This window comes from Cohnella herbarum (assembly GCF_012849095.1).
Classification (GTDB): Bacteria; Bacillota; Bacilli; order Paenibacillales; family Paenibacillaceae; genus Cohnella; species Cohnella herbarum.
Genome location: NZ_CP051680.1, coordinates 938,297 through 961,912, shown reverse-complemented (window position 1 = coordinate 961,912; position 23,616 = coordinate 938,297). Strand labels below are relative to the sequence as shown.

25 protein-coding genes and 1 tRNA gene are annotated in these 23,616 nt (G+C 51.1%); all 26 read right to left on the bottom strand.

Features of this window, described 5'->3' with window-relative positions:
• Window positions 1–139 precede the first annotated feature (139 nt).
• A complete protein-coding gene (gene trpA / locus HH215_RS04025) occupies window positions 140–979 on the bottom strand; it encodes a tryptophan synthase subunit alpha (RefSeq protein ID WP_169278733.1) in 840 nt (279 codons plus the stop codon).
• The gene (gene trpB / locus HH215_RS04020) at window positions 976–2,184 is read right to left on the bottom strand and encodes a tryptophan synthase subunit beta (protein ID WP_169278732.1); all 1,209 of its coding nucleotides are present in this window, start codon (window positions 2,182–2,184) and stop codon (window positions 976–978) included. Before trpB ends, trpA begins: the two co-directional genes overlap by 4 nt.
• Window positions 2,181–2,870 (bottom strand): phosphoribosylanthranilate isomerase, encoded by a 690-nt coding sequence (locus tag HH215_RS04015; RefSeq protein ID WP_169278731.1) that lies wholly within the window; start codon window positions 2,868–2,870, stop codon window positions 2,181–2,183. The genes trpB and HH215_RS04015 overlap by 4 nt, the downstream gene beginning before the upstream one ends.
• Window positions 2,867–3,673, bottom strand: coding sequence for an indole-3-glycerol phosphate synthase TrpC (trpC, locus tag HH215_RS04010; RefSeq protein ID WP_169278730.1), 807 nt, complete (start codon window positions 3,671–3,673; stop codon window positions 2,867–2,869). Before trpC ends, HH215_RS04015 begins: the two co-directional genes overlap by 4 nt.
• Complete coding sequence (gene trpD, locus HH215_RS04005; RefSeq protein WP_169278729.1) at window positions 3,663–4,709, bottom strand: anthranilate phosphoribosyltransferase; 1,047 nt, start codon at window positions 4,707–4,709, stop codon at window positions 3,663–3,665. The genes trpC and trpD overlap by 11 nt, the downstream gene beginning before the upstream one ends.
• A 20-nt stretch (window positions 4,710–4,729) precedes the next feature.
• On the bottom strand, window positions 4,730–6,310 hold the full coding sequence (gene trpE / locus HH215_RS04000) for an anthranilate synthase component I (RefSeq protein WP_169278728.1): 1,581 nt from the start codon (window positions 6,308–6,310) through the stop codon (window positions 4,730–4,732).
• A 948-nt stretch (window positions 6,311–7,258) separates the two neighbouring features.
• Window positions 7,259–7,963, bottom strand: a complete 705-nt coding sequence (locus HH215_RS03995) for a hypothetical protein (protein ID WP_169278727.1) — start codon at window positions 7,961–7,963, stop codon at window positions 7,259–7,261.
• A gap of 114 nt (window positions 7,964–8,077) precedes the next feature.
• Complete coding sequence (gene aroH / locus HH215_RS03990) at window positions 8,078–8,446, bottom strand: chorismate mutase (RefSeq protein ID WP_169278726.1); 369 nt, start codon at window positions 8,444–8,446, stop codon at window positions 8,078–8,080.
• On the bottom strand, window positions 8,443–9,558 hold the full coding sequence (aroB, locus tag HH215_RS03985) for a 3-dehydroquinate synthase (RefSeq protein WP_169278725.1): 1,116 nt from the start codon (window positions 9,556–9,558) through the stop codon (window positions 8,443–8,445). The genes aroH and aroB overlap by 4 nt, the downstream gene beginning before the upstream one ends.
• Window positions 9,558–10,727: a chorismate synthase gene (gene aroC / locus HH215_RS03980; protein WP_169278724.1), complete on the bottom strand. Its 1,170-nt coding sequence runs from the start codon at window positions 10,725–10,727 to the stop codon at window positions 9,558–9,560. The genes aroB and aroC overlap by 1 nt, the downstream gene beginning before the upstream one ends.
• Window positions 10,728–10,830: 103 nt before the next feature.
• The gene (locus HH215_RS03975) at window positions 10,831–10,992 is read right to left on the bottom strand and encodes a hypothetical protein (RefSeq protein WP_169278723.1); all 162 of its coding nucleotides are present in this window, start codon (window positions 10,990–10,992) and stop codon (window positions 10,831–10,833) included.
• A gap of 60 nt (window positions 10,993–11,052) precedes the next feature.
• Window positions 11,053–11,874 carry a CheR family methyltransferase gene (locus tag HH215_RS03970; protein WP_169278722.1) on the bottom strand — a complete coding sequence of 274 codons (822 nt, stop codon included), beginning with the start codon at window positions 11,872–11,874 and terminating at the stop codon, window positions 11,053–11,055.
• A 65-nt stretch (window positions 11,875–11,939) separates the two neighbouring features.
• Window positions 11,940–12,383, bottom strand: a complete 444-nt coding sequence (gene ndk, locus HH215_RS03965) for a nucleoside-diphosphate kinase (RefSeq protein WP_169278721.1) — start codon at window positions 12,381–12,383, stop codon at window positions 11,940–11,942.
• Between the two features lie 79 nt (window positions 12,384–12,462).
• Window positions 12,463–13,437, bottom strand: a complete 975-nt coding sequence (hepT, locus tag HH215_RS03960) for a heptaprenyl diphosphate synthase component II (RefSeq protein ID WP_169278720.1) — start codon at window positions 13,435–13,437, stop codon at window positions 12,463–12,465.
• 4 nt (window positions 13,438–13,441) lie between these two features.
• Complete coding sequence (locus tag HH215_RS03955; RefSeq protein WP_169278719.1) at window positions 13,442–14,317, bottom strand: menaquinone biosynthetic enzyme MqnA/MqnD family protein; 876 nt, start codon at window positions 14,315–14,317, stop codon at window positions 13,442–13,444.
• On the bottom strand, window positions 14,310–14,951 hold the full coding sequence (locus HH215_RS03950) for a UbiX family flavin prenyltransferase (RefSeq protein WP_169278718.1): 642 nt from the start codon (window positions 14,949–14,951) through the stop codon (window positions 14,310–14,312). The genes HH215_RS03955 and HH215_RS03950 overlap by 8 nt, the downstream gene beginning before the upstream one ends.
• Entirely contained in the window at window positions 14,945–15,820 is an 876-nt protein-coding gene (locus tag HH215_RS03945; RefSeq protein WP_169278717.1) for a UbiA-like polyprenyltransferase, read from the bottom strand. The genes HH215_RS03950 and HH215_RS03945 overlap by 7 nt, the downstream gene beginning before the upstream one ends.
• On the bottom strand, window positions 15,817–16,536 hold the full coding sequence (locus HH215_RS03940; RefSeq protein ID WP_169284212.1) for a demethylmenaquinone methyltransferase: 720 nt from the start codon (window positions 16,534–16,536) through the stop codon (window positions 15,817–15,819). The genes HH215_RS03945 and HH215_RS03940 overlap by 4 nt, the downstream gene beginning before the upstream one ends.
• A gap of 9 nt (window positions 16,537–16,545) precedes the next feature.
• Complete coding sequence (locus HH215_RS03935) at window positions 16,546–17,424, bottom strand: heptaprenyl diphosphate synthase component 1 (protein ID WP_169278716.1); 879 nt, start codon at window positions 17,422–17,424, stop codon at window positions 16,546–16,548.
• Window positions 17,425–17,525: 101 nt separating this feature from the next.
• Window positions 17,526–18,062: a hypothetical protein gene (locus tag HH215_RS03930; protein WP_169278715.1), complete on the bottom strand. Its 537-nt coding sequence runs from the start codon at window positions 18,060–18,062 to the stop codon at window positions 17,526–17,528.
• A 333-nt stretch (window positions 18,063–18,395) separates the two neighbouring features.
• A complete protein-coding gene (gene mtrB / locus HH215_RS03925) occupies window positions 18,396–18,617 on the bottom strand; it encodes a trp RNA-binding attenuation protein MtrB (RefSeq protein ID WP_169278714.1) in 222 nt (73 codons plus the stop codon).
• 109 nt (window positions 18,618–18,726) lie between these two features.
• Window positions 18,727–18,803 (bottom strand) — tRNA-Pro (locus HH215_RS03920).
• A 326-nt stretch (window positions 18,804–19,129) separates the two neighbouring features.
• Window positions 19,130–19,402 (bottom strand): non-specific DNA-binding protein Hbs, encoded by a 273-nt coding sequence (gene hbs, locus HH215_RS03915; protein WP_169278713.1) that lies wholly within the window; start codon window positions 19,400–19,402, stop codon window positions 19,130–19,132.
• A gap of 116 nt (window positions 19,403–19,518) precedes the next feature.
• The gene (locus tag HH215_RS03910) at window positions 19,519–20,505 is read right to left on the bottom strand and encodes an ABC transporter permease (RefSeq protein ID WP_169278712.1); all 987 of its coding nucleotides are present in this window, start codon (window positions 20,503–20,505) and stop codon (window positions 19,519–19,521) included.
• Entirely contained in the window at window positions 20,502–22,025 is a 1,524-nt protein-coding gene (locus HH215_RS03905) for a sugar ABC transporter ATP-binding protein (protein ID WP_169278711.1), read from the bottom strand. Before HH215_RS03905 ends, HH215_RS03910 begins: the two co-directional genes overlap by 4 nt.
• Before the next feature lie 121 nt (window positions 22,026–22,146).
• Window positions 22,147–23,292, bottom strand: a complete 1,146-nt coding sequence (locus tag HH215_RS03900; protein WP_169278710.1) for a sugar ABC transporter substrate-binding protein — start codon at window positions 23,290–23,292, stop codon at window positions 22,147–22,149.
• Window positions 23,293–23,616 lie beyond the last annotated feature (324 nt).

The window sequence follows — 23,616 nt, the reverse complement described above, 5'->3', positions numbered from 1 at the left end:
ACAAACGGAGCGTTAAGAGTTCAGCCATTGAGGCTGAACTTAGTCGCTCCGTATGGATATGTGTTTTCTATTGTGACACATTGGCGCTGCACTGTACAGATGCCATTTAGAGGTTGTTCAAAAAGTCATCAATTGATCACTAGTCGACCCGCGGCTTTAAGCCAGCTATGAAGTCCTGAACGTTCTTAATCCCTTGTTTGCGCGATGCCGGATCCGGCGCGGTCAACAACGGCAAAGCTTCCTCGACTTGGCGAACGATCGCGCTGCCTACGATAACTCCGTCGCATTGGCCTGCAAACCTTTCCGCATGTTCGCGCGAAGAAATTCCGAAGCCGACGCAGATCGGAACGCTCGCCGCTCTGCGCACCGTGCTCAGGAACGCGTCGATCCCCTCATGGAACGTGGATCTTACGCCGGTGACGCCGAGAGAAGAAACGCAATACACGAATCCTTTGGCATTGGCGGCTATCCGTTCTACGCGCGCTTCGGATGTCGGCGCCACTAACGGAATGAGATGTATGCCGTGCTCTTCCGCTAACGCTCGCACCTCGGAATCCTCCTCCAGCGGCAAATCCGGAATGATCATCCCGCTGAAGCCATGCTCCTTAAGAAGGTCGAAATACCGCCCGAGCCCTAGCTGAAGAACGGGATTGAAATAAGTAAATAATATAAATGGAAGCTTAACTCCTCGTTCCCTGGCTCGAGAAGCGACGGCCATGCAATCCGTTAAGCTGATCTTATTCTTCAGCGCGCGTTCGGACGCGCGTTGAATGACGGGGCCATCCGCCAGCGGATCCGAATAAGGAATGCCGAGCTCGATCATATGGGCGCCGGCTGCTTCGGCCGCCTGAACGAGCTCAACCGACGTATCCAAATCCGGGTCTCCCATCGTCATGAACGGAATGAGAGCCGTTTCCCCTTTCGCTTTCAGCGCGGCGAATACGGAATCGATCGCGTTAAGATTCGGTGCCGTGCTCATGGTTGTTGTCCCTCCTCTAGCGCCAGATAACTCATGATGGACTCTACGTCCTTGTCTCCGCGTCCCGACAAGCTTACGACGATGATCTCGTCCTTGCTCATCGTCGGTGCGATCTTAAGCACTTGTGCGATGGCATGCGCGGATTCGAGCGCCGGAATAATTCCTTCCATGCGGGATAACGTAGACAGCGCGTCTAGAGCTTCTTTGTCCGTAATCGGGACGTATTCCGCGCGTTTAATATCTTTGAGATAAGCGTGTTCGGGTCCGATTCCCGGGTAGTCAAGCCCGGCGGAGATGGAATGTGCCGGGAGCACTTGTCCGCCTTCGTCTTGAAGCACGTAGCTCATCGAGCCTTGAAACACGCCCGGACGGCCTTTGGTCATCGTTGCGGCATGCTCGTCGGTATCTACGCCGCGTCCTGCGGCTTCAACTCCAAGCAAGCGCACTCCTTCATCCTCAATGAAGGGGTGGAAAATTCCGATCGCATTGCTGCCTCCGCCAACGGCGGCCACGACGACATCCGGCAGTCTGCCTTCCGCTTCCAGTATTTGCTCCCTGGACTCGATTCCGATGATCCGTTGAAAATCGCGAACCATCATCGGATAAGGGTGAGGGCCCGTGACAGATCCGAGAATGTAATACGTGTCGTCGACGTGGCTGACCCAGTAACGAAGCGTTTCGTTGCAGGCATCCTTTAACGTCCGGGTTCCCGAAGTAACCGGTACGACCTCCGAGCCCAGCAGCTTCATCCGGAAGACGTTCAGCTGCTGACGCTTCGTGTCTTCTTCTCCCATGAATACTTTGCATTCAAGCCCCATTAATGCGGCGACCGTCGCGGAAGCAACGCCGTGTTGTCCAGCTCCCGTTTCGGCGATGACCTTCTTTTTGCCCATGCGTTTCGCGAGTACCGCTTGTCCGATCGTATTGTTGATCTTGTGCGCTCCCGTATGGTTAAGATCCTCGCGTTTCAAATAAATTTTAGCGCCGCCAAGTTGCTGCGACAGTCTCTCCGCATAATATAGCGGCGTCGGGCGACCCGAGTATTGTTTAAGCAAATAACGGACCTCTTCCAGAAAATCGGGATCGTCCTTATATTTGAGGTAGGCTTCCTCCAGCTCGATTAGCGCGTTCATCAACGTTTCCGGAACGTATTTTCCGCCGAAAGGACCAAAGCGTCCGTGTTGATCAGGTACTTGACTACTCATGTGCTTTTCACCCTTTCTACGAATGCGGCGATTTTGGCGTTATCTTTTACGCCGTCCGTCTCCACGCCGCTGGAGAGATCAACGCCATCTGGATGATAGGTTGCGATTAACTCTTTCGCGTTATCGGGATTTAACCCTCCCGCGATGAACAATTGCAATCCATTGCGGATCGCGGCTTCCTGATAGGAAGGGATAACCTCCCAGCGAAAAGCTATCCCGGTTCCCCCGCCAGCCGTGTCGATGAGAATCGTCGAAACCGCATCTTTGTAAGCTGCTAGACGCTCCGTTCCGAATGAAGGGTCCACGCTATCGTCGATAGCGGGTAACGCACGCCACACGTCGACTCGGAAGCGTTCGCGAACCTCGCGACAGAACTCCGGAGATTCGTCGCCGTGCAATTGAACGACATCCAACGGTACGATGGTCAGCGTCTCTTCAAGCTGTTCCAACGTCGGGTTTACGAACACGCCAACGGCTAAAGGCCGCTTTCCTTCCGCCATAGGTACTTGCCGAGACGCTTCCAGCAGTTCGGCAGCCCGCCGAGGCGTCAATTGCCTTTTACTTCTGGCGAACATGAAACCGATATACTCTACCGGTAAACCCTTCATTCCGTACAGAGTCGCTTCTTCCTTTATACCGCATATCTTCACTTTGGACACTGACGCGGGCTGTTGTACGTCGCTCATCCGATCGCGCCTTCTTTGGCCACCGGACCCAGCAAATCGTTAACCGCATCCTGCACGTTCGCTTGGCGCATGAAGTGCTCTCCAACCAACACGGCCTGCGCGCCCGCTTGGCGAACGAACGCTACGTCGTCCGTCGTGGAGATGGCGCTCTCGCTAACCGCGACGATCCCTTTCGGCATCAAACCGATCAGTTCTTCCGTTACCTTCAAGTCCGTCACGAACGTTTTCAAATCACGGTTATTCACTCCGATTAAAGACGCTTTGCCGATCTCGAGTACCGTCTCGAGTTCCGGACGGTTGTGAACCTCGACAAGCACGTCAAGTCCCAAGTCTTGGGCAAGCGTATGGAACGACGACAGTTGGCTTTTCGTCAGTATCGCCGCAATCAGCAATATCGCATCCGCGCCAATGAGCCGTGCTTCGTAGATCTGACGTTCGTCAATCGTGAAGTCTTTGCGCAGCAGGGGCACATTCACTTGCTCGCGAATTCGTTTCAAATAATCGTTGCTGCCTTGAAAATAATCCGTATCGGTCAGAACCGAGATACAATCCGTCCCGGCTTGCTCATAAGCTTGGGCTAAGCTTACCGGATGGAAATCCGGTCGGATCAGACCTTTGGATGGACTTGCTTTCTTAACTTCCGCTATCAAGCCGACCGGACGGTTACGTCCGATTAGCGCCCACTCGAAGCCAATGCACGACTGAAGATCGGCGATCGTCCTCTCTGCTTGAGAGATGTTTAACGATTGTTTAAGCGCGATAACCTCTTCCCGTTTGGTTGCTACGATGCGATCAAGAAACATGGCTCACTTCTCCCGTCGTTGCGATCCATTGCTGTAATTTACTTTCCGCTTCGCCGGAATCTATCGTCGCGGCGGCGATTTTAACGCCGTCCGCCAATGTCTGAGCTCGTCCGGCGACATAAATGCACGCACCGGCATTCGCTAGAACGACGTCCCGATATGCGCTTTTCTCGCCGCCAAGCACTCTGCGGATAATCTGCGCGTTCTCGGCCGCGTTTCCGCCTTGCACGGCTCGCAAGGATATCGTGGTTAACCCGAGCGATTCCGGCGTGATGTCATACGTCGTCACTTCTCCATCGCGCAGCTCGGAAACTTGGGTCGGGGCCGACAAACTGATTTCGTCCAAACCGTCATAACTGCCTACGACCATCGCTTTTTTCAGTCCGAGGCGCGACAGCACTTCCGCTACGGTCGCCGTCCGCGTCCGATCGTATAAACCGATAAGCTGGCGATCGGCATTAGCCGGATTCGTTAGCGGTCCAAGCATGTTGAATATCGTACGAACCCCGAGTTCACGTCGCGGTCCCGCGGCATACTTCAGGGCAGGATGATACAGCTGAGCGAACATGAAGCAAATGTTCGTTTGTTCCAGACAAGCCGCCGCTTGTTCCGCCGTAAGATTAATATTGACGCCGAGCGCTTCTAGCACGTCTGCGCTGCCGGCTTTCCCGGACATGGCCCGGTTGCCGTGCTTGGCAACCCGAACGCCTGCCGCGGAGGCAATAATCGCCGATGACGTGGAAATATTGAACTTATGAATGCCCGAACCGCCCGTACCGCATGTATCGAGCAGATCGTGGTTTTCCGTCGTAACTCGGTTCGAGAATGCTCGCATCGCTTCGGCAAATCCGGTAATTTCATCGACGGTCTCGCCCTTCATCCGAAGCGCGACAACGGTGCCTCCGATCTGAGCGGGCGTCGCTTCGCCCTTCATAATCGTGGTCATCGCTCCGTATGCTTCATCACGCGTCAAATCGTCGCCGCTCGTCAGCTTCGCGAGAACTTGCGGCAAGCTTACTGTCAAGTCATCCCTCATATCGCCTGATTCCCCTTCCCTTAGTCGTAATCGAGATTCGTCCGACGGTCGCCGGCCAACACGGTCGAGAATTCGCTCGGACTCCGCTTGACGGAACCCGCTGGAGGAAAAGCCGCTTCCGCGGCGCGGATCGCCTTAAGCATTCCCTTAGCCTTGTTGACCGTTTCTTCGTATTCGTTCTCCGGAACGGAATCCCATACGATTCCCGCTCCCGCTTGCACATAGGCTTTGCCGTGTTTGAAAATAATCGTTCGAATCGTAATGCAAGTGTTCAAGTTGCCCGAAAATCCGAGATAACCAATCGCCCCGGCATACGCGCCTCTCGCCTCGTTCTCCAACTCGGCGATAATCTCCATCGCTCTTAGCTTCGGAGCGCCCGATACGGTCCCTGCCGGTAGACAAGATAAGAACGCGTCGTAGAAATCTTTGTCCGGACGCAGTTGACCGGTCACGTTGGAAACGATGTGCATTACGTGCGAGTAACGTTCGACTTCCATATAGCTGTCGCATTTGACGGATCCGAAGGTGGACACTCTGCCCAGATCGTTACGGCCTAAATCTACGAGCATGACGTGCTCCGCGCGCTCTTTCTTGTCGGCCAGCAGTTCCTTCTCGAGCTCGAGATCTTGCTCCGGCGTTCGGCCGCGCGGCCTCGTTCCGGCGATCGGCCGCGTTTCCACTTTGCCGTTGTCGACTTTGACAAGCAGTTCCGGGGAAGTCCCCACTACGACTTCATCGTCTAGTTTAAGCAAATACATGTACGGCGACGGATTCATCGTTCTTAGAACGCGATAGACATGCAGCGGATCTACCTCGGTTTCGATGTGGAATCGCTGGGACAGCACCACTTGGAAAATATCTCCCGAGCGAATGTACTCCTTCGCCTGATTGACGTTATCTAGGAACTGCTCCTTCGTCAGGTTCGAAGAAATTTCCCCGAGATCCGGATCTTGAGGCGGAGCGCCGCGCGACGGTTGTACCGGACTCGGTTGTTGAATTCTGCGAATCGTATCGTCGATCGCGTTTAACGTATCTTTGTACGCAAGCTCGAGCTGCGCATCAGTAGCTTCTTCCGGCACGTGCACGTTGCCGATGACGAGTACTTCTTGCTTAAAATGGTCGAAAACGATCACTCTATCGCAAAACATGAACTGCATATCGTCCATCGTGAGATCGTCTTTTTTGTGCGGGGGCAGTTTTCGCTCGTAATATTGCAGCAAGTCGTATCCGAAAAATCCGATCGCCCCTCCCGTGAACGGAGGCAGTTCGGGAAGCGCCGGGCTGCGATAGGAACGCAGTTTCTCGCGCAGTAGTTGCAAGGGTTCCGTAGTTTGATGAGACTCTATTTTGCCGTTCTGCTCCAGCGTAAGGTGATTTTTCTTCAGCTTCAGCACGAGGAACGGATCCGTACCGATAAATGAATATCGCGCCCATTTCACTCCGCCTTCCACGCTCTCAAGCAGGAATGCCCGCTTATCTCGGCTTAAATGCTGGAACACCCGAATCGGCGTTTCCGTATCCGCCAGCAATTTCCGAACGATCGGAATGACGTTAAATTGTTTAGCCATTTCTTTGATTCCTTGCAGCTCCAGCTGGTCCATGTTCTTCTCTCCTTTGTTAACGATCGTTCGCCTTGTAGCTAAGGCGCCAATCGCATCTTGTTCGCCGGTCTGCCGGGCAGGTCGATATCGGAAAATGCCATTAAAAAAGCACCCCTGCTAGTCGCAGAGATGCGTATCGATCGATAAGTTAAGTTACGCCTCCATCGCGCGCATAATCATGCTGCGCCCAATGAACCGGCTACTCCGCTCATCTCTTCTCATCTCTGCTAGGCTCGCATCCGCGTAAGTTGCCGTCCCTGTGGCCGACCGTTCCGCTCTGCGTAATATGTATCTTAATATAGCATCCCTTCACAATGATCGTCAACACGCTTTTATCGGAAAATGTAGCTTGTTCGCTCATCTCCTCCGCTCATCGAATCTCTCTCCTGTGCATCGGTCCATTCGATCCATTTAATACTCTGCCTACTCTACTTTTGACTATTCGTCTCTGTATCGGGTATCGTTACTTAACTAACTAAATGCCGTTGGTGACTACAACTACAGGCTCCAAGCGGATTAGCCGCTCTATTTCCTCCCAAGGCCCTCTTTGCTCGATTTAAAGCGGCACAGCCGCTCTATTTCCTCCCAAGGTGCCTCTTCGCTCGATTTAAAGCGGCACAGCCGCTCTATTTCCTCCCAAGGTCCCTCTTTGCTCGATTTAAAGCGGCGTAGCCGCTCTATTTACTCCCACGGTGCCTCTTTGCTCGATTTAAAGCTGCATAGCCGCTCTATTTGCTCCCACGGTGCCTCTTCGCTCGATTTAAAGCGGCGTAGCCGCTCTATTTACTCCCACGGTGCCTCTTTGCTCGATTTAGAGCGGCATAGCCGCTCTATTTGCTCCCACGGTGCCTCTTCGCTCGATTTAAAGCGACACAGCCGCTCTATTTGGTGTTCCTCATCTACCATAGAACTTTACTGGCATCTTCTTCTAAAACATACTCGTGATTCCTAGATAGTCCCCCGTGTAGAGGACGAAATTAATTGTTTCGCTTCCAGTTTCCGAAGTATGTCTCTACAGAATTCTGGTCCCTTCTGCAAACATTCCCTAACATCGCTCATACGAATAGGGCGACACAAGTACATTGCATATCTAATTACCTCTCGTTCGTATAAAGAAACAGTTTGATAGGAGACTGATCCGGCATTCGCGCCAAGCCTGCCATATATCTCGTATAGATTTCTTCTGCATTGTTCCGGTTTCTTGTCCATTTCGTCGTAGGTGAAAGGTGTATATTTGATACCGTACGCAACCATTGAACGAATCTTTAGCTTCTCGAAATCGAACCGTGGCCGAGTGATGGACTCCGCATGCGATACAAATCCTTCTCCCTCGAAGCCTAATCGAAATGCTTCTTCAAATGCGTCAATATAAGCTTTAACGCCCGTTAGCGTCACGATTTCCTTTTCCAAAATTAAGCCTTTGAACGTTTTCCGTACTGGCCATATAATGTCCATCAGCAGCTTGCGCTCTCCTTCCCCCTGTTTCTTCAACTGCTCCAAACGCATCCCGGTCGCTTGACGCATCTGATCATCCAACAACTGTTTGTACTCTTTTTCAACTGCCGAGAGGGACATTCCATTCGCTCCTTTATCAGGTGTATTATCAAAAAAAACGCCGTTACCCTCCGAAGAGAGAAACGGCGTGTGCTTCACGCTTTATACAATAAGTTCGATATGAATATAGAGTAACCAACCAAAGCAAAAAGGGCAAGATTAGTTTAATGATGAAGGTCTTGCCGGTCTTGCTCACTACCCTAAGAAAGCCCCTTACTTAGCCGCGAGATCCGGGCGAAGAGCTTGCGCTCTGTTCAGATAAACATGGCGGATTTCTTTCTGGGACGCTTCCGTGTTCACGAGCACCATGAGACGGATGCACTTTTCCAAGCTGCCTTTGACGGGCACTTCGAGAGAACACATCAGCGGAACCAGCTCCCAGCCTGCCATCTGACGAATGGCGCGAGCAGGGAACGTAGCATCCAGATCCTGAGTAACCGTAATAAATACGCTCGCAATATCTTCCGGATCGAAATGATTCACTTCCAAGATTCCGTTCAACAACTCGATCGTCGCGTCCAGAATCGGGCCTTCTTCGTTTAACTCAACCGTAATCGCTCCACGGATTCCCCTTACGCTCATGGCTGTTCATCCCCTTCTCTTAATCCGTCGACAATTTCCGTAACCCACGCGGATGGTACATCATTGCGTATTTCCACGCTTCCGATGGCCGTAGGAACGACAAACACCATCTTTCCTTCCGAGAACTTCTTATCGTGAAGCATCGCGCTCATGATTTCATCCGTACTTAAGCTAGATGGAATACGGACGGGAAGACCGAATTTCCGAAAAATTCGTTCCGTCTCCACGGCAATGTCCGGAGAATAGCCGAACTTCGCCGCCAATCTTGCCGATCCGACCATTCCGATGGCGATCGCTTCGCCATGGAGCAATTCGCCGTAACCGCCGACCGCCTCTAAAGCGTGGCCGATCGTGTGGCCGAGGTTTAGGATCGCGCGCAAATCGTTCTCGCGTTCGTCACGCGAGACGACGATAGATTTGACCTTGCAGCCCTCGTACAAAGCGTAACCGAGAGCTTCAGGTTCTAATGCAAGCAAAGCCGAGGCGTTCGTATCGCACCATTTGACGAACTCTTCATTCCAGATCAGTCCATGTTTGATGACCTCTGACAGTCCGGCGCGAACTTCTCTCATCGGGAGGCTCGCTAGCGTATCCAAATCGTAAAGCACGAACTCCGGTTGATGGAACGCTCCGATAATATTTTTCGCTAGGCGGTGGTTAACTGCGACCTTCCCTCCGACGCTGCTGTCATGCGCCAGGATCGTCGTCGGCATTTGAACGAACCGTACTCCGCGCATGTAAGAGGCTGCCACGAAACCCGCAAGATCGCCAACGACTCCCCCGCCCAACGCGATGACGGTCGACTTGCGATCCAATCCCGCTTGCAAAGCCGCGCCGACCAGTTCGTCCAGCATTTCAAGAGATTTCGAGCTTTCGCCTGACGGTACGACAGCCGTAGTAACCGAGTATCCAGCCGCAGCAAGGGACTCTTCAACCTTCTCTGCATACAAGTCCACGACTGAACTGTCCGTTATGAGCAGGATCGGAGATTTAATGGGAAATCCGCGATCCAGAAAATACTTTCCCGTCTGAGCGATCAAACCTGTACCGATAATAATCGGATAAGAACGTTCTCCCAGATCTACCGTTAACTCTCTCGTTCCGGCCGCCATCAGTATGCCTCGACCTGGCGAATATAGTTGTCCAAGTTCGCCCGAATTTCTTCGATCGAGTCACCGCCGAATTTCTCCAAGAACGCCTTGGCCACTTCCCAAGTCACGACATGTTCCATGACAACGCTCGCAGCAGGAACGGCGCATGCATCGGAACGTTCGACTTGCGCCGTGAAGGGCTCTTTCGTGTCGATATCCACGCTCGCCAGCGGTTTATATAACGTCGGGATCGGTTTCATTACGCCGCGCACGACGATCGGCTCGCCGGTCGTCATCCCGCCTTCGAATCCTCCCGCCCGATTGGACGCGCGGTGGAAACCTTTTTCCGCCGTATGCAAGATCTCGTCATGCACCTTGGACCCGGGAATACGCGCCGCTTCGAACCCGATTCCGACCTCGACGCCTTTGAAAGCATTGATCGAAACGACCGCTTGCGCGATTCTTCCGTCTAGCTTGCGATCCCATTGAACATGGCTGCCCAGACCGACCGGCAATCCGGTGATGATACATTCGACGACTCCGCCGATCGTATCGCCTTCCGATTTCATGCGGTCGATTAACTCTATCATTTTTTGTTCGGCGTCTTTGTCCGCGACTCTTACCGGAGATTCCTCGGTAACGGAGATCAGCTCATCGATCGAAAGATTAGGCGTTGCCGCCACGACTTCCCCTATCGAGACGACATGCCCCGCGACCTTGATTCCGAACGCAGCAAGCAACTGACGGGCAATCGCTCCTACCGCGACGCGCGCGGCCGTTTCCCGAGCGCTCGAACGCTCGAGTACGTTACGCAAGTCTTTAAGATTATACTTCAATCCGCCGTTCAGATCGGCATGTCCGGGACGGGGACGGAACACGCGGCGTTTCGCTTCGTCGCTTCCCTCGACAGGTTCAATGTTCATTACGGAAGTCCAATGTTTCCAATCTTTGTTTTCCACGATAACCGCAACAGGCGCACCGGTCGTGCGGCCATGTCTGACTCCGCCGACGATCTGAGCGGTATCCGTCTCGATCTGCATTCGGCGGCCGCGGCCGTGTCCTTTTTGCCGGCGTTGCAATTGAAAATTAAGAGCCTCGAAATCCAGCTCCAGGTTGCTAGGTAATCCTTCGATAATTGCGGTAAGCTGCGGTCCATGCGTTTCTCCCGCGGTTAAATAACGTAAACTCAACTCAGGTTCCTCCCAATTGGTAAGCCTCGATTAGCCACGCTAGCCGTGAACATCTTTGACCATTATAGTACAGCGTTAAAGCGTTTGACAAGAAAACAGCCCGTCATGTACGGACGGACTGTTTCTTATCGGCTTTCTGACGAACCACTTTAGATTCCCTCATATATCCGAGCAATTCCACATTGTCTAAACCTAATATCTGCGCGCATTCCTGCACGGAAATCAACCCTCGCCGGTACGCGGCAATGACTTTGCGTTTGTCCATGGTTCCCTCCGTGTGGGCTCGAATAGCCTTATTATCGGTTGGGAGCCTATGTAACATACGCTAATTCACGCGGCGGTAAAAAAAAGTGTCGGCCGTCTCCATGCCGTATTGTCCGGGAGAGAAGATTTGTTCGGTGCTGCCGACGAACAATAAGCCGCCCGGTTTAAGCGCTCGAGCGAATTTACCGTACAAGATATGCTTCGCTTCCTCGGTAAAATAAATCATGACGTTCCGGCATACGATCAGATCGTAATGATCTCCGAAATTGTCCAGAAGCAAGTTTTGTTTTTGCAATTTTATCGCTTTCTTCAATCGTTCGGACACCGCGAAGGCACCGTCGCTTGCGGCAAAATATTTGTTCTTGAACGCTGCCGGAACATCCCTCAACGATCGTTCCAGATAGACGCCTTCTTTCGCTTTCGCGAGAACGCCATCGTCGATATCCGTCGCAATCAAAGACGTCCGCTCCAAAGCTCCCAGGGAATCCAATATCATTGCGAGCGTATAAGGCTCTTCTCCCGTTGAACAAGCCGCGCTCCAGATACTGAGGCGAGAAGAGTTCTTCATCATCTCGGGCAGAAATTTCTCCATCAGCACTTGCCAGCGATTAGGATTACGCCAAAACTCGGAAACGTTAATCGTCATCCGATCTAGAAACTCGTTACGCAATCTCGCATCGCTCGATAACACCGCGAAATACTCGTTAAAATTCTGATAACCGTATTTCATCCGCAATGTCGTCAATCTTCGACGCATTTGATTTTCTTTATATTGCGATAGATCGATGGATGTCAGACGTTTGATGTTAACGATGAATTTAGCAAAATCCTCGTCCTCCGAAACGCTTAATCCGCCACTTATATTGGCACGAATGTCTCCCATGACGTTACGCGCTCCCCTGTATCGTTATCAACCGGAATTAGCTTCAAAATCGTATATGACGCGGCTTAAATCCACACTTGAATCGCTTTGTCGTAAGGAACCAATTCCTCTTCGGTAAAAAAGATACCGATCTCGCGCTCCGCGTTATCTTGGGAATCCGAGCCGTGAATCAAATTGAAGTTCGTATGTATGGCGAAATCGCTACGGATCGTTCCCGGGGCTGCTTCAAGCGCATTGGTTTTGCCGATAAGCGCCCGGCACAATCCCACGGCCTGATCGCCCTCCCAAACCATAGCGAATACGGGACCGGCCGTTATAAACTTAAGCAGCATTTCATAGAAATCTTTGCCTTTGTGTTCGGCGTAGTGTCGCTCTGCGCGCTCCAACGAAACGTTCATGAGCTTGGCTCCGACCAGCTTTAATCCTTTGCGTTCGAATCTGCCGACGATCTCGCCGATCAATCCCCGCTGCACGCCGTCCGGCTTAATCATTAAGTAGGTTCTTTCCATCTAGGCCTCTCCTTTCGTTGCATCGATCATTGTATGTTTGTTTAGACCGTATTCCCTATTTTACCATAAAAGAGAGGCGTTAATAACTTCGTTTCGCCACGAATCGAGCGATATCGGCCAAATTTCTCTTCGCCGGAATATCCGGCAGCGATTCCAGGGCTTTGAGCGCTTTCTCTATGTAACGATCCGCCAGGTCCTCTGCCGGCTTAATGCCGCGACTCGAACGCACCAGCTTAACGGCGGGAGCGGAGTTCGCAGGCCCCTCGCCGTCCCTGATCGAATAAATTTCCTTTAGAAGCTGAGGTTTAAGGGAATCATCCTCTAACGCGAACAGAACGGGCAAAGTGATATTCCCTTGACGCAGATCGCTTCCCGGGGGTTTGCCGATCGCTTTCTCGGTACCTCTAAGATCGAGAAGGTCGTCTATAATCTGATAAGCCATTCCCACGTTGTAGCCGAAGCGGTATAAAGCATGACTCGTGCGGGCAGGCGCATCCGTCGCCATCGCTCCGAGTTGGCAGCTTATCGCGATGAGCAAGGCGGTTTTCCGCCTGATCCTGCGCAAATAATTGCGAACGCTTTGCTCCACGTTAAAGAAATCGCGAATCTGCTCCATCTCTCCGATGCACATTTGCACCATCGCACCGGATAAGATCTGATGGATTCTCGGTTTTGCCAGATCCGAAACGACAATAAGAGCTTTCGCGTAAATATAATCGCCCGTGTACATCGCGATTCGATTGTCCCATTTCGACTTAACGGTCAATTGCCCGCGGCGGGTATCCGCATCATCGATGACATCGTCGTGAACGAGCGATGCCATATGAATGAGTTCCAAGGGCACCGCTACTTTTTTGAGCGTATCGATCGAGTAATCGCCGAACTTGCCCGATAGAAGCACGAAAACAGGTCTAATCCTTTTACCTCCCGCCTTAAGCAAATGCAACGACGTTTCGCTTAGTATAGGCAGATCGGAGGTAACCGTTTGAACCATTTGGTCTTCTATCGATTGCAAATCCGATTTCATAGCTGCGTAGAGTTGCATGATTTTCATAAGTTCACCTGCGGTTCGGTAGGTTATCAATAACGCGTGAATCAGGCAGTTCCAAGAGCTCGATCTCGTTCGTCATTAATCCAAGCTCTCTTGCATACCGGAAATAAAGCTGAAGTCCGGCTTTCTGTTCCGTTCCGAAATCATGGCATAAGTTACGGAAGTAATTGTGCCAATATTCCGACGTTCCGCCGATTTGACTCATTGCTTTCGCAATGATCGGATTCATGTCGCGAGCGGACATGCTTTTGCTCTCAAGCAGCCCTTCGTAGATCCCTCGTATCGCTTCCGGATAACGACGAGCCGTATCCTTATGAACGGCCCAAACCGCGTACGTCATCCACTGACCGGTCCATAGGTTCCATACTTCGCCTAGATCCAGCACTCGATAACCATGATTACTCCACGAAGCTCGAATCGCATGGTCTCCTATGAGCAACGCCGCGTCGGCATTTTCGAGCATCTTCTCCAGCGAGGGCTCCGCATCCTCGTAAATCGGCTTGCCTCCATAAAATTTCTCCATGATGATCTTAAGCAGGTTAACGGAAGTCGCGGAAGTCGTCGTAAGAGCAATCTTGCCATGAATCACTTTCTCCAGCGGAGATTTCAAGAAAAGCAAGATCGATTGGACTCTTCCGAAGGAGCTTACGGACAGTTGAGGCAACAAATAGTAAGATTCCGACGATATCCCATAAGCGTATGAAGAAACGGCCGCTATATCGATTTCTCCTGCTCTCAGCTTACGGTTGAGGGTAGCAGGCATGTCGGAATGCACCTCCGTTCGGTACTGGAGAGCATCCGGATCGAAATGATGAAATACAGGCCAGGCGTTCGTATAAGAAATTCGACCGAGCTTAATCGGCCGATCGATTCCATTATTCATTGGGTTGTCCCCATCTTTTATATAGATTATGTTCAATGCCCATGCTATCCATAACTTTGCCGACCAAGAAGTTTACGATATCCTCCAAAGTCTGTGGTCCGTTATAGAACGCAGGCATTGCCGGAATCATCCGTACTCCTAGGCGGGCTAGTTTGAGCATGTTTTCCAAATGGATCGCATGCAGCGGCGTTTCCCTTGGAACGATCAGCAATGGCCGGCCTTCCTTCAGCATGACGTCCGCCGCCCGAGTCAGCAAATTATTCGACGACCCGTTGGCAATGGCGGATAGAGAACCCATAGAGCATGGGATAATGACCATGCCTTCGCATCGGAATGAGCCGCTTGCGATACTGGCGCCAATGTCGTTAAGCGGATGATAAGTCATCCGCCCTTCCGAAACCGCATTTTCGAAATGTTGATTCAAACCGTCCAACCGATGGGAAGCATCCCAGCCCAGCTCTTCCTTCAACACCCTCCAACCCGCGTCGGAGATGACTAGATGCACATGTAAACCCGATTGAAGCAATTGGCGGCAGAGCGTAATTCCGTAGATGGCACCGCTAGCGCCGGTAATACCGACAACCCATCTTGTAGGCCCTTGGTCTTGGCCTGATAAACGTTGTTCCGTTACCATGATTTTACCACCACCAGATCGATGAACGTAAATACGAAAATTACAGCGCTAAGCACGCCGTTCATCGTAAAGAAGGCAGCGTTCAACTTGCTTAAATCGTTCGGCTTCACGAGCCTATGCTCGTATAAGAGCAAGGCTGCCGCGACGATCATTCCGGCGAAATACCACCAGCTTAGATCCGTTATTACGAGCAGCAAGGCAAAGCCTGCAGCCGTAAGCGCATGAAACAACCGAGCGATGCCTAGAGCGCGGGCTATACCGAATCTGGCCGGGATGGAATGCAAACCTTCCTCGCGATCGAATTCCATATCCTGGCACGCGTAGATGGTATCAAAACCGGCAGTCCATAACGCAACGGTAATATAAAGAATGATAGCCGTCCATGACACGCTTCCCGTAACCGCAATCCAACCGCCTAAAGGAGCCAAGCCGATCGTTAAACCTAAGATAAGATGGCAAGCCCAAGTAAATCTTTTGGTATACGAGTAGAAAACTAGGAAAAATACGGAAAGCGGCAGTAACTTGACCGCTAAGCTATTCAACTGCGACGCGGCCCAGAACAATAAAACTAACGAAATAACGATATAAATCAAGACGTCTTTCGATTTCAGCAAGCCGGCCGGTATGGCCCTCATTGCCGTTCTTGGATTCCGGGCGTCGATCGACTTATCGATGACGCGGTTTAACCCCATCGCGGCCGTGCGAGCTCCGACCATCGCGAGTAATATCCACCCGCATTCGCTCCACTCCGGTAGTCGTTTCTCAACGGTTACCGCGCCTAATATCGCGCCTACGAAAGCAAAAGGCAAAGCAAATAAAGTGTGCTCGAACTTAATCATTTCAAGAAAAACGCGAAGCTTGGCAATCATGCGCCTTCATTTCCCTTCGTTCCGATGTGCAGCGCCCCGACCCCGCCAGATAACGGATAAGCCTTCACGTTGCGCATTCCGACCGTGCGAAATAGTTCTGCAAGCTCCTGCAAATCAGGGAAAGTCTTTAAGGACTCCGGTAGCCATCGATATTGATCTTGTCTTTTCGCGAACCATTTACCTAGCAACGGCAGAAGCTTCTCGAAATAAAAATAAAAAATAGCTTTGAAGGGCTGCCAAGTCGGTTTGGACATTTCCAAACAGAAAATTTTACCGCCAGGCTTGACTACCCTTTTCATTTCTTTAAGCGTTTTGACGATATCCGGTATATTCCTGAGACCGAATCCGATCGTAACGTAATCGAATGAATTGTCCTCGAACGGAAGATCCATCGCATTGCCTTGAATGAGCGATATTTGCCCGCCCAGACCCAGCTTATTGACCTTCGCTTGTCCGACGTCCAGCATGTTGCGACTGAAATCAAGACCGACGGTTTTTCCTTTACCGCTAGCCCTTGCAAGGGCTATTGTCCAATCGCACGTACCGCAACAAAGATCAAGCGAAGTTTGGCCTGGCTGAACTTCCATCTTGCGCATCGTGAACCGACGCCATGCCTTATGCCTTCTGAAACTTATAATATCATTCATCATGTCGTACTTGGGCGCGATGCTCTCGAACACCTCGTGTACGTGCTTCTGTTTGGATTCTGCGTCCATCATGATTCGTTATCCCAGCTCCTTCAACACAGTAGCCCGTTGCTGTCCAGTCGCCTGCAGGAATGGCTCGATCAAAGGCTGAAGTTCGCGCATCAACTTGTCCGATTGGAGTTTCTGAAGCAAGGCTTGCAGTTGACTCGTCGATTGGCGCAGCAAACTTCCTAACTTATCCGCAACGTCGTATTTGTGTAACATCGTCAGTAACAAGCTATAGTCTTCCTTGCGATCCTCGAGCAGGCGGCGATCCTCCTCGGTACCCTCTTGAAGGATGTGCCATACGCCCCAGCTTCCTTCCAGCGATGACTTTTTCTCCACTTTGCGAAGCTCCTGCAGCAAAACTTCGCAGCGGCTGAAGCGCTCGACGAGCTCCGGCCAAACCCGTTCATATAACCCGCTCATAATCCCCGTAAACGAGAGGAAAAGCCCAGACTTAATCTCTGCGCCGTAATGGAGATATTCTTCCGCGTTCAATTTCATTTGCTTTACTTTTCCGTAGAAGCTCATCTTAATCCGGTTAATGCTGCATATCGCTTCGCTAAGATGACGCATCGTCTCGATTTGTCCGGCTTGCGATAACAAGTGGTAGAAGCGACTGCTGAAATAATCGCCCGCAAGAACCTTTAACTGCTGAGCGCGCATCCCCCGCATTCCGCTATCGGAAGGTTCAAGCGCGTTCTCGACCGAATCGTGGGTATCTAGCCCCATTTGAACGAGCGAGGTGACGATCGACAACAACTCCTTATGCGAAACCGCATTCGGCTGATGGCTCAACACCGAGTATAGCAAAGAAATCCTGCCATCCGGAAACTCTGGCAATTCCGTATGCAGGCTAATCATTTCATGGTTCATATACTTGTTCGCCATCTGGGAAATCCGAACTCTATTCATTGCTTCCGCCTCCGAACATGCTGCCAGGCCAACTAACATCATGGTTCATTTCAATTATTATAACATAACCTAGTTAGGCTCGCATAAGCCTAGGACTTTGTTCATGAATTTGCAAAATTTGCGATCCAACGCTTGCCGGACGGCGTAATGGAAAGTCTCAAGTTCGATTCCAAATTGGAATGCAACCGGAATTCGTTGTGACTTATCTCCGTCAATTCCTTGTCGGACCAATCGCTCCTGCGGGTTTCCGCTGCCAGCAGCAGAATTCGTTGATCTCCCTTATCCGCAAACGCCCTAATCAGAACTTGTTTGACATTATGTACTTTTTCGTAAGAAAAAATAATCAATTGACCCATATCGACCCAAACCTTCTCCGGATCGTATCCGAGCAAATCGATCGTTAGAATGGAGTGGTCCCATCCGACTTTCAAGATTTGGTTACTCAATTGCAGCTTGGAAACCCGATCCACCAAGGTGTCGTCCGTTAACATATTCGTTTGTTTCGGCTGAAACACGACGACTGCGTTTTTGCGCTGCCGAACGCTCTCCTCGAAGAAAGGCAACCGACTGAGCATGAACACCGCAACGATCCCGATCAATAGCATAACCCCGTATTGTTTGAATCCGAAAACAGGCACGGCGATTTCCCCTTTCTTGAGAGGCTCCTCCTTACCCATTGTACAAACAAAAAGGGCAGGCTATGCCTGCACTCCTAAGAGAGGTTGTTCAAAAAGTCAGAATTTGATCACGAGGTTATTCAGGAAGCGGAATCGACATCGAATCTTGAATTCAGCCGGGCCTTCCGGTGCTCACGTAGGTTTCTCCTACGCTCCGCTCCTCTTTCCCTAGCTTCATCCAACCTTCTCGGTGCTGAAACTCTAACTTTTTGAACTTCCGAATCATTTGAGGTTGTTCAAAAAGTCGGAATTTGATCACGAGGGTATGCAGGAAGCGGATTCGACATCGATTGTCTAAACGTCCGTATCGATCGATCCGTGTTTCGTCAGAATCGTCGCTTTGCCCCTGATTTTCATCGCCGAGGTATGGTCCGTGAATTGAACGATAAGCACCTCGCCCTTATCCAGCTTCTCCGTATGGTGAAACTTCGTATCTTGTCCCCGGGTTAACCCGATGACCTGTACTCCGCTGTCTTTGGCTTTAATCACGATATATTCTTGCTGTTCCGAGTCCATTATCTTAGACCTCCTTCTTAAACTCCATGATGAAGGAAAAGAGTGAGCGATGTCAAACAAAAACTGTCTACTCGCGCGACGAATGCGAGCAGACAGTCAACGGTTCTAATGGTCGGAACGGAGAGATTCGAACTCTCGACCTCACCCACCCCAAGGGTGCGCGCTACCAGGCTGCGCCACGTCCCGTAGGCACCATGCTTCCGCTTCCGCTAGACCGATGGTGACTAAACAAAATAAGTTCGCTATGTAACCGCTTTTCGTAGATACAGCGCTAATTATATCACGCGGCCGAACGCGCTCGCAAGGGTTCGCCGCGCGGTTATTCCGCGTTTAATGCAATCCTATCTATCTCTCGCTACGATTACGAATTTCACGCCTAATAAAACGAAATAAGGCGCACAGCCTAGAAACTAGGCGTGCACCCTATCGTAAATAACGAACGGTCGGATGTAGAGTTTCATTTAAAAAACTAGAAATTCAGCTTATGTAACCCGATCGGACCTATTCGTTATCTATTTAATGCCGTCTTTAAGCGCCTTACCCGGCTTGAATGCGGGGATTTTCCCGGCCGGAATTTCGATTTCCACACCGGTTTGCGGGTTGCGCCCTTTACGAGCGGAACGTTCGCGAACCTCAAAGTTACCAAACCCTACTAATTGTACTTTATCTCCGTTCTGCAGAGCTTCGGAGATGACGTCGAAAACGGCGTCAACCGCTTGAGTCGCATCTTTCTTGGATAGATCGGCCAACTCGGCCACTTTGGTGATCAATTCGGTTTTGTTCATAGCATTCACCTCCCATAACGGCACAATGGCATGTTATCTGTTTATCCGTTTCAACAGAAATTATACACTTGCAGGACGCGAAGTTTCAAGCAGGACGCGTTTTCCCGCCTTTTTCGTCAAGCTTTTCTGCGATTAAGATGGATAAAGGTGACGGCAAGCGCAAGAACGAGCACCGCTCCTTTAATAATATCGTTCGTATAATATTGAACATTCATCATCGTTAATCCATTCACGAGGACGCCCATTAGGATAGCGCCGAAAAAGGTCCCGATAATGTTAGGACGTCCTGCCGCGAAAACCGAATAACCGACGAATACGGCCGCGACGGCTTCCATGAGCATCGGAGTACCCGCATCGACTTGTCCGGATCCGATACGCGAAGCGAACAATATACCGCCGATGGATGCGAAAATACCCGAAGCGACGTAAGCGAGCGTTCGTACGCGCTTAACCTTAAGACCTGACAGCCTAGCCGCCTCTTCGTTGCCTCCAGTCATGATCATCTGCCTGCCCCAACGCGTATATTTGAAGAATACGTGAGCGGCGATGACCGCCAGCAGCATCAGCACGACTGGGAAAGGAACGCCTAATAGCTTGCCTTGACCGATCCAGAGAAACGATTTGCTCATCACTCCCGGAGCGGTCGACCCGTCCGGCATCGGCATATTATTGTAGATCGAATAACCCTTCGTATACGTCTTATGAATCCCGTTGACGATGTACATAACGGCTAGCGTAGCCAACAAGTCCGGAATACGGATCTTCACGATCAACAAAGCATTAAGCAGACCGACCAGCGCCCCGACCGCGATCGGAACGATTAATACGACGATAAGCGGCATCTCGAACCATACCATCATCGTAGCCGTTAGCACGGTTGATAAGGACACCGTCGAACCGACGGAAAGATCGAAACCGTCGACCGTTAACGATATCGTGACTCCGATCGCGACGAAAGTAACGATGGAGATCGAACGTAGGATGTCGGTTAAGTTGCTGTAGGTGAAGAAGTACTCGTTCCTGATCGAGAAAAATAAGATGACCAATCCGATGAACACAAGCGCGCCGTATTTGAATGTAAACGGCAGAAGATGTTTTTTCACGCTAATTCCTCCCGACCCGCGCTGGCGTAGTACAACAGATCCTCTTGCGTTGCTTCACCGCGGTTGAATGATTTTACGATAATGCCGTCGCACATGACCAGAATCCGGTCCGCCAAACCAAGCGCTTCGGCGAATTCGCAAGTTAAGTACAAGATCCCTTTGCCTTGCTGCGCCAGCTTTCCGATAATGCGGAAAATATCGCTCTTAGCCCCGACGTCCACGCCCTTCGTAGGCTCGTCGAAGAGAAATACTTCCGCTTGCGTGCCGAGCCATTTGCCGATCGCGACTTTCTGTTGATTCCCTCCGCTTAAGTAAGCGGTGAGCTGCGATACGGAAGACGTCTTGATTCCCAAATCCGCAATCTGCGAGTTTGCAAACCCCCGCTCCGATTTTCCGGACAGGAACCCGAGCCGGCTAATCGACTTAAGAATCGGCAAGCTTAGATTGTGCAGAACGGACTCCCTTACGAGAATGCCTTCCTTGCGTCGTTCTTCCGGAATTAATGCGATCCCGGATCGCACCGCATCCGCCGGCGTGCCGAGCCGCGCCGTTTGACCCGCTACGCTTACCGTTCCCCCGTCGAGTAGATCGGCTCCGAAGAGAGCGCGGGACAATTCCGTCTTACCGGCGCCGACCAAGCCGACGATGGCCACGATTTCACCGCGCCTCACCTCTAGATTAACTCCTCGCACGCGTTGTCCGGAACGTAAGCCTTGCGCCGTTAGCACGGGTTCTCCGATCTCGGCGGGAAGCTTCGGAAACTCCTCCTCAAAACTTCTTCCGAGCATCGCCTTAACGACTCCGGCCATATCGATGTCCTCTTTGCGTTCGGTCAATACCCGTTCTCCGTCTCGCATAACCGTAATCCGGTCGCAGATTTGAAATACTTCCGGCAATCTATGCGAGATAAAGATGACTCCGATACCTGCATTCTTCAAACCTTGCATAATTTCGAACAGCTTATCCGCCTCTTCCAGACTTAACGGAGCCGTCGGTTCGTCAAGAATGACGTATTTGGCTTTCTCCGCAAGCAACCTCGCGATGAGCACCAACTGCTTCTCCGACAAAGTGAGATCCCTAATCAACGCTTTAGGAGACAGTTTTAATCCGATTTGGTTAAGAACGGCCGCGGCCTCCTCATGAAGGCTCCCCCACTTCAACCAAGCTTTCCCCTTCGAAGTCGCAAGCTGATCAAGAAAGATGTTCTCGGAAACGCTTAAATGCGGAACGAGAGACGTGTCCACCTCTTGATAGACGCAATGAATGCCCGCTTGCTTGGAATCGGAAGGGGACCGGAAGACGTAAGTCCCATCCTCTACTTCAACATTTCCTGCGTCCGCCTCGTAAGCGCCGGACAATATTTTCATCAACGTGCTTTTACCTGCGCCGTTCGCCCCTAACAAAGCATGGATCTCGCCGCTTCTTACGTTGAAATCGACGTTCTTCAGGGCCGAAACGCCGGCGAAAGCTTTCGAAATGCCTTTCATGTTCAATTCGGAGTGTTTACGAATCGTTGTCATAGGTGAGTCCTCTCCTTTCCTGACCGCGTGCGAATAAAAGCTCGTTATGACAGCAGGAAACGGCGCGGTTAATATCCGCGCCGTGCCGTGCATTCCCTAACCTAACTTTATTTCTATCCGATTATTTGGCGCCAACGGAAGCTTCCAATTCTTTCAGGTAATCCGTGTTTCCGAGTTCGCTGCTGCCCCAACCATCAACATATTGGGAAAGCTCCGCGGTCGTAATCACTTTATCCTTCGGAAGAGAGTCGCGGTGTACGAATACCGGCTCAAGCTGTACGACGGCATCCGTCGTGTCGCCGTTTAATTTCTGGTACAAGTATCTCACTTGAACGGTACCAATGGAAGTCGGATCAACCGCAGCCGATGCAACCCATGGGTTAGTCGGATCTTGAATCATTTTCAAATCCTCGTCGCTAAGGTCGATTCCGTATACTTTGATTTCATCGCGTCCGGCTTGTTTAATGGCGTTAGCCGCACCTTTCGCGAATTCATCCCAAGCTGCCCAAACCGCCGTAATATCGCCTTTGTTCGGGTATTGTTTCAATACGGCTTCCAGTTTATTTTGCGTATCGAGCTGCGGATTGCTAGCATCGCCGAAAGCGGCGATTTCTTTAATATCCGGGTATTTCTCGATGAACGCTTTGTACGAAATTTGACGGCTTTCCATTGGAGGGAAACCGGCTACCCATACTTTAACGATATTCCCTTTGCCGCCCGCTTCTTCAGCCAGCTTCTCAAGCGTAAACTCGGCAAGCTGTTGGTCGTTCTGGGCGAGGTTCGTTACGCCTTCGAAAGCTTGCAATCCGGAATCGAACGCTACGATCGGAATGCCGGCCGCTTTCGCGTTGTTCACGCCGTTCGTCAGCGCCGCAGCATCGCCATGGTCGATTAGAATTCCGTCGAACTTCTGGTTAACCGCGGAATCCAAGTTAGCGGCCAATTTAGCAAGGTCGTTATCGGAAGACAATACCGTAACTTCTCCGCCGAATTTAGCGACTTGTTTCTTTACTCCGTCAACGTACTGAGCGGAAAACGTACCTGTGTTGAAACGCATAACGAGCGCGATTTTCTTACCTTTCAATGCTTCCACCGAAGAAGCGCTTTCCGAAGGCTCCGCGGATGCGGATGCCGAAGCGGACGGTGTCTCCGATGCGGATGCCGAACTACCGGCATTGTTCTCTTCCTTATTGCCGCAAGCTGCCAGCACCAGTACCAATACGAGTGCCAATGCAAGCCAAGTGCTTTTGAATTTCCTTTGTGTCATTTCATTATGCCTCCCGTTTCTCTCTAGCTTAATATGATAAAATTACTATAAACAGATAATCCGAGTATGTCAATCGGTTTTTAAGTTTTTATTCCTTATTTAATAGACTCTATCAGTTACGCCATCCATCATTCTAGGGCATTTCCCTATTCATGACAAGAATGATTGTGTGATTTTCTGCGAATCGCCAGCTCGTAAATGCTTACATTTCCTGCAATGGACGTAATCTCCCTAATAGAGCATTCGTACGACACAAAGTCTATATAGACCAAAAAGCGCCAAGCGCTTCGGCGGATTATCTACCGCTTCAGCGCATGGCGCAAT

Coding starts and splice junctions, on each gene's coding strand:
- hbs (WP_169278713.1), bottom strand. CDS start 19,402: ATGAACAAAACCGAATTGATCACCAAAGTGGCCGAGTTGGCCGATCTA.
- ndk (WP_169278721.1), bottom strand. CDS start 12,383: ATGGAAAGAACCTACTTAATGATTAAGCCGGACGGCGTGCAGCGGGGA.
- trpA (WP_169278733.1), bottom strand. CDS start 979: ATGAGCACGGCACCGAATCTTAACGCGATCGATTCCGTATTCGCCGCG.
- HH215_RS03940 (WP_169284212.1), bottom strand. CDS start 16,536: ATGGACGCAGAATCCAAACAGAAGCACGTACACGAGGTGTTCGAGAGC.
- HH215_RS03950 (WP_169278718.1), bottom strand. CDS start 14,951: ATGGTAACGGAACAACGTTTATCAGGCCAAGACCAAGGGCCTACAAGA.
- HH215_RS03945 (WP_169278717.1), bottom strand. CDS start 15,820: ATGATTGCCAAGCTTCGCGTTTTTCTTGAAATGATTAAGTTCGAGCAC.
- HH215_RS03970 (WP_169278722.1), bottom strand. CDS start 11,874: ATGGGAGACATTCGTGCCAATATAAGTGGCGGATTAAGCGTTTCGGAG.
- trpB (WP_169278732.1), bottom strand. CDS start 2,184: ATGAGTAGTCAAGTACCTGATCAACACGGACGCTTTGGTCCTTTCGGC.
- trpC (WP_169278730.1), bottom strand. CDS start 3,673: ATGTTTCTTGATCGCATCGTAGCAACCAAACGGGAAGAGGTTATCGCG.
- HH215_RS03900 (WP_169278710.1), bottom strand. CDS start 23,292: ATGACACAAAGGAAATTCAAAAGCACTTGGCTTGCATTGGCACTCGTA.
- hepT (WP_169278720.1), bottom strand. CDS start 13,437: ATGAAAATCATGCAACTCTACGCAGCTATGAAATCGGATTTGCAATCG.
- aroB (WP_169278725.1), bottom strand. CDS start 9,558: ATGGCGGCCGGAACGAGAGAGTTAACGGTAGATCTGGGAGAACGTTCT.
- HH215_RS03935 (WP_169278716.1), bottom strand. CDS start 17,424: ATGAATAGAGTTCGGATTTCCCAGATGGCGAACAAGTATATGAACCAT.
- HH215_RS03905 (WP_169278711.1), bottom strand. CDS start 22,025: ATGACAACGATTCGTAAACACTCCGAATTGAACATGAAAGGCATTTCG.
- trpD (WP_169278729.1), bottom strand. CDS start 4,709: ATGAGGGATGACTTGACAGTAAGCTTGCCGCAAGTTCTCGCGAAGCTG.
- trpE (WP_169278728.1), bottom strand. CDS start 6,310: ATGGACCAGCTGGAGCTGCAAGGAATCAAAGAAATGGCTAAACAATTT.
- mtrB (WP_169278714.1), bottom strand. CDS start 18,617: ATGGACTCGGAACAGCAAGAATATATCGTGATTAAAGCCAAAGACAGC.
- HH215_RS03975 (WP_169278723.1), bottom strand. CDS start 10,992: ATGGACAAACGCAAAGTCATTGCCGCGTACCGGCGAGGGTTGATTTCC.
- aroH (WP_169278726.1), bottom strand. CDS start 8,446: ATGAGCGTAAGGGGAATCCGTGGAGCGATTACGGTTGAGTTAAACGAA.
- HH215_RS04015 (WP_169278731.1), bottom strand. CDS start 2,870: ATGAGCGACGTACAACAGCCCGCGTCAGTGTCCAAAGTGAAGATATGC.
- HH215_RS03955 (WP_169278719.1), bottom strand. CDS start 14,317: ATGAATAATGGAATCGATCGGCCGATTAAGCTCGGTCGAATTTCTTAT.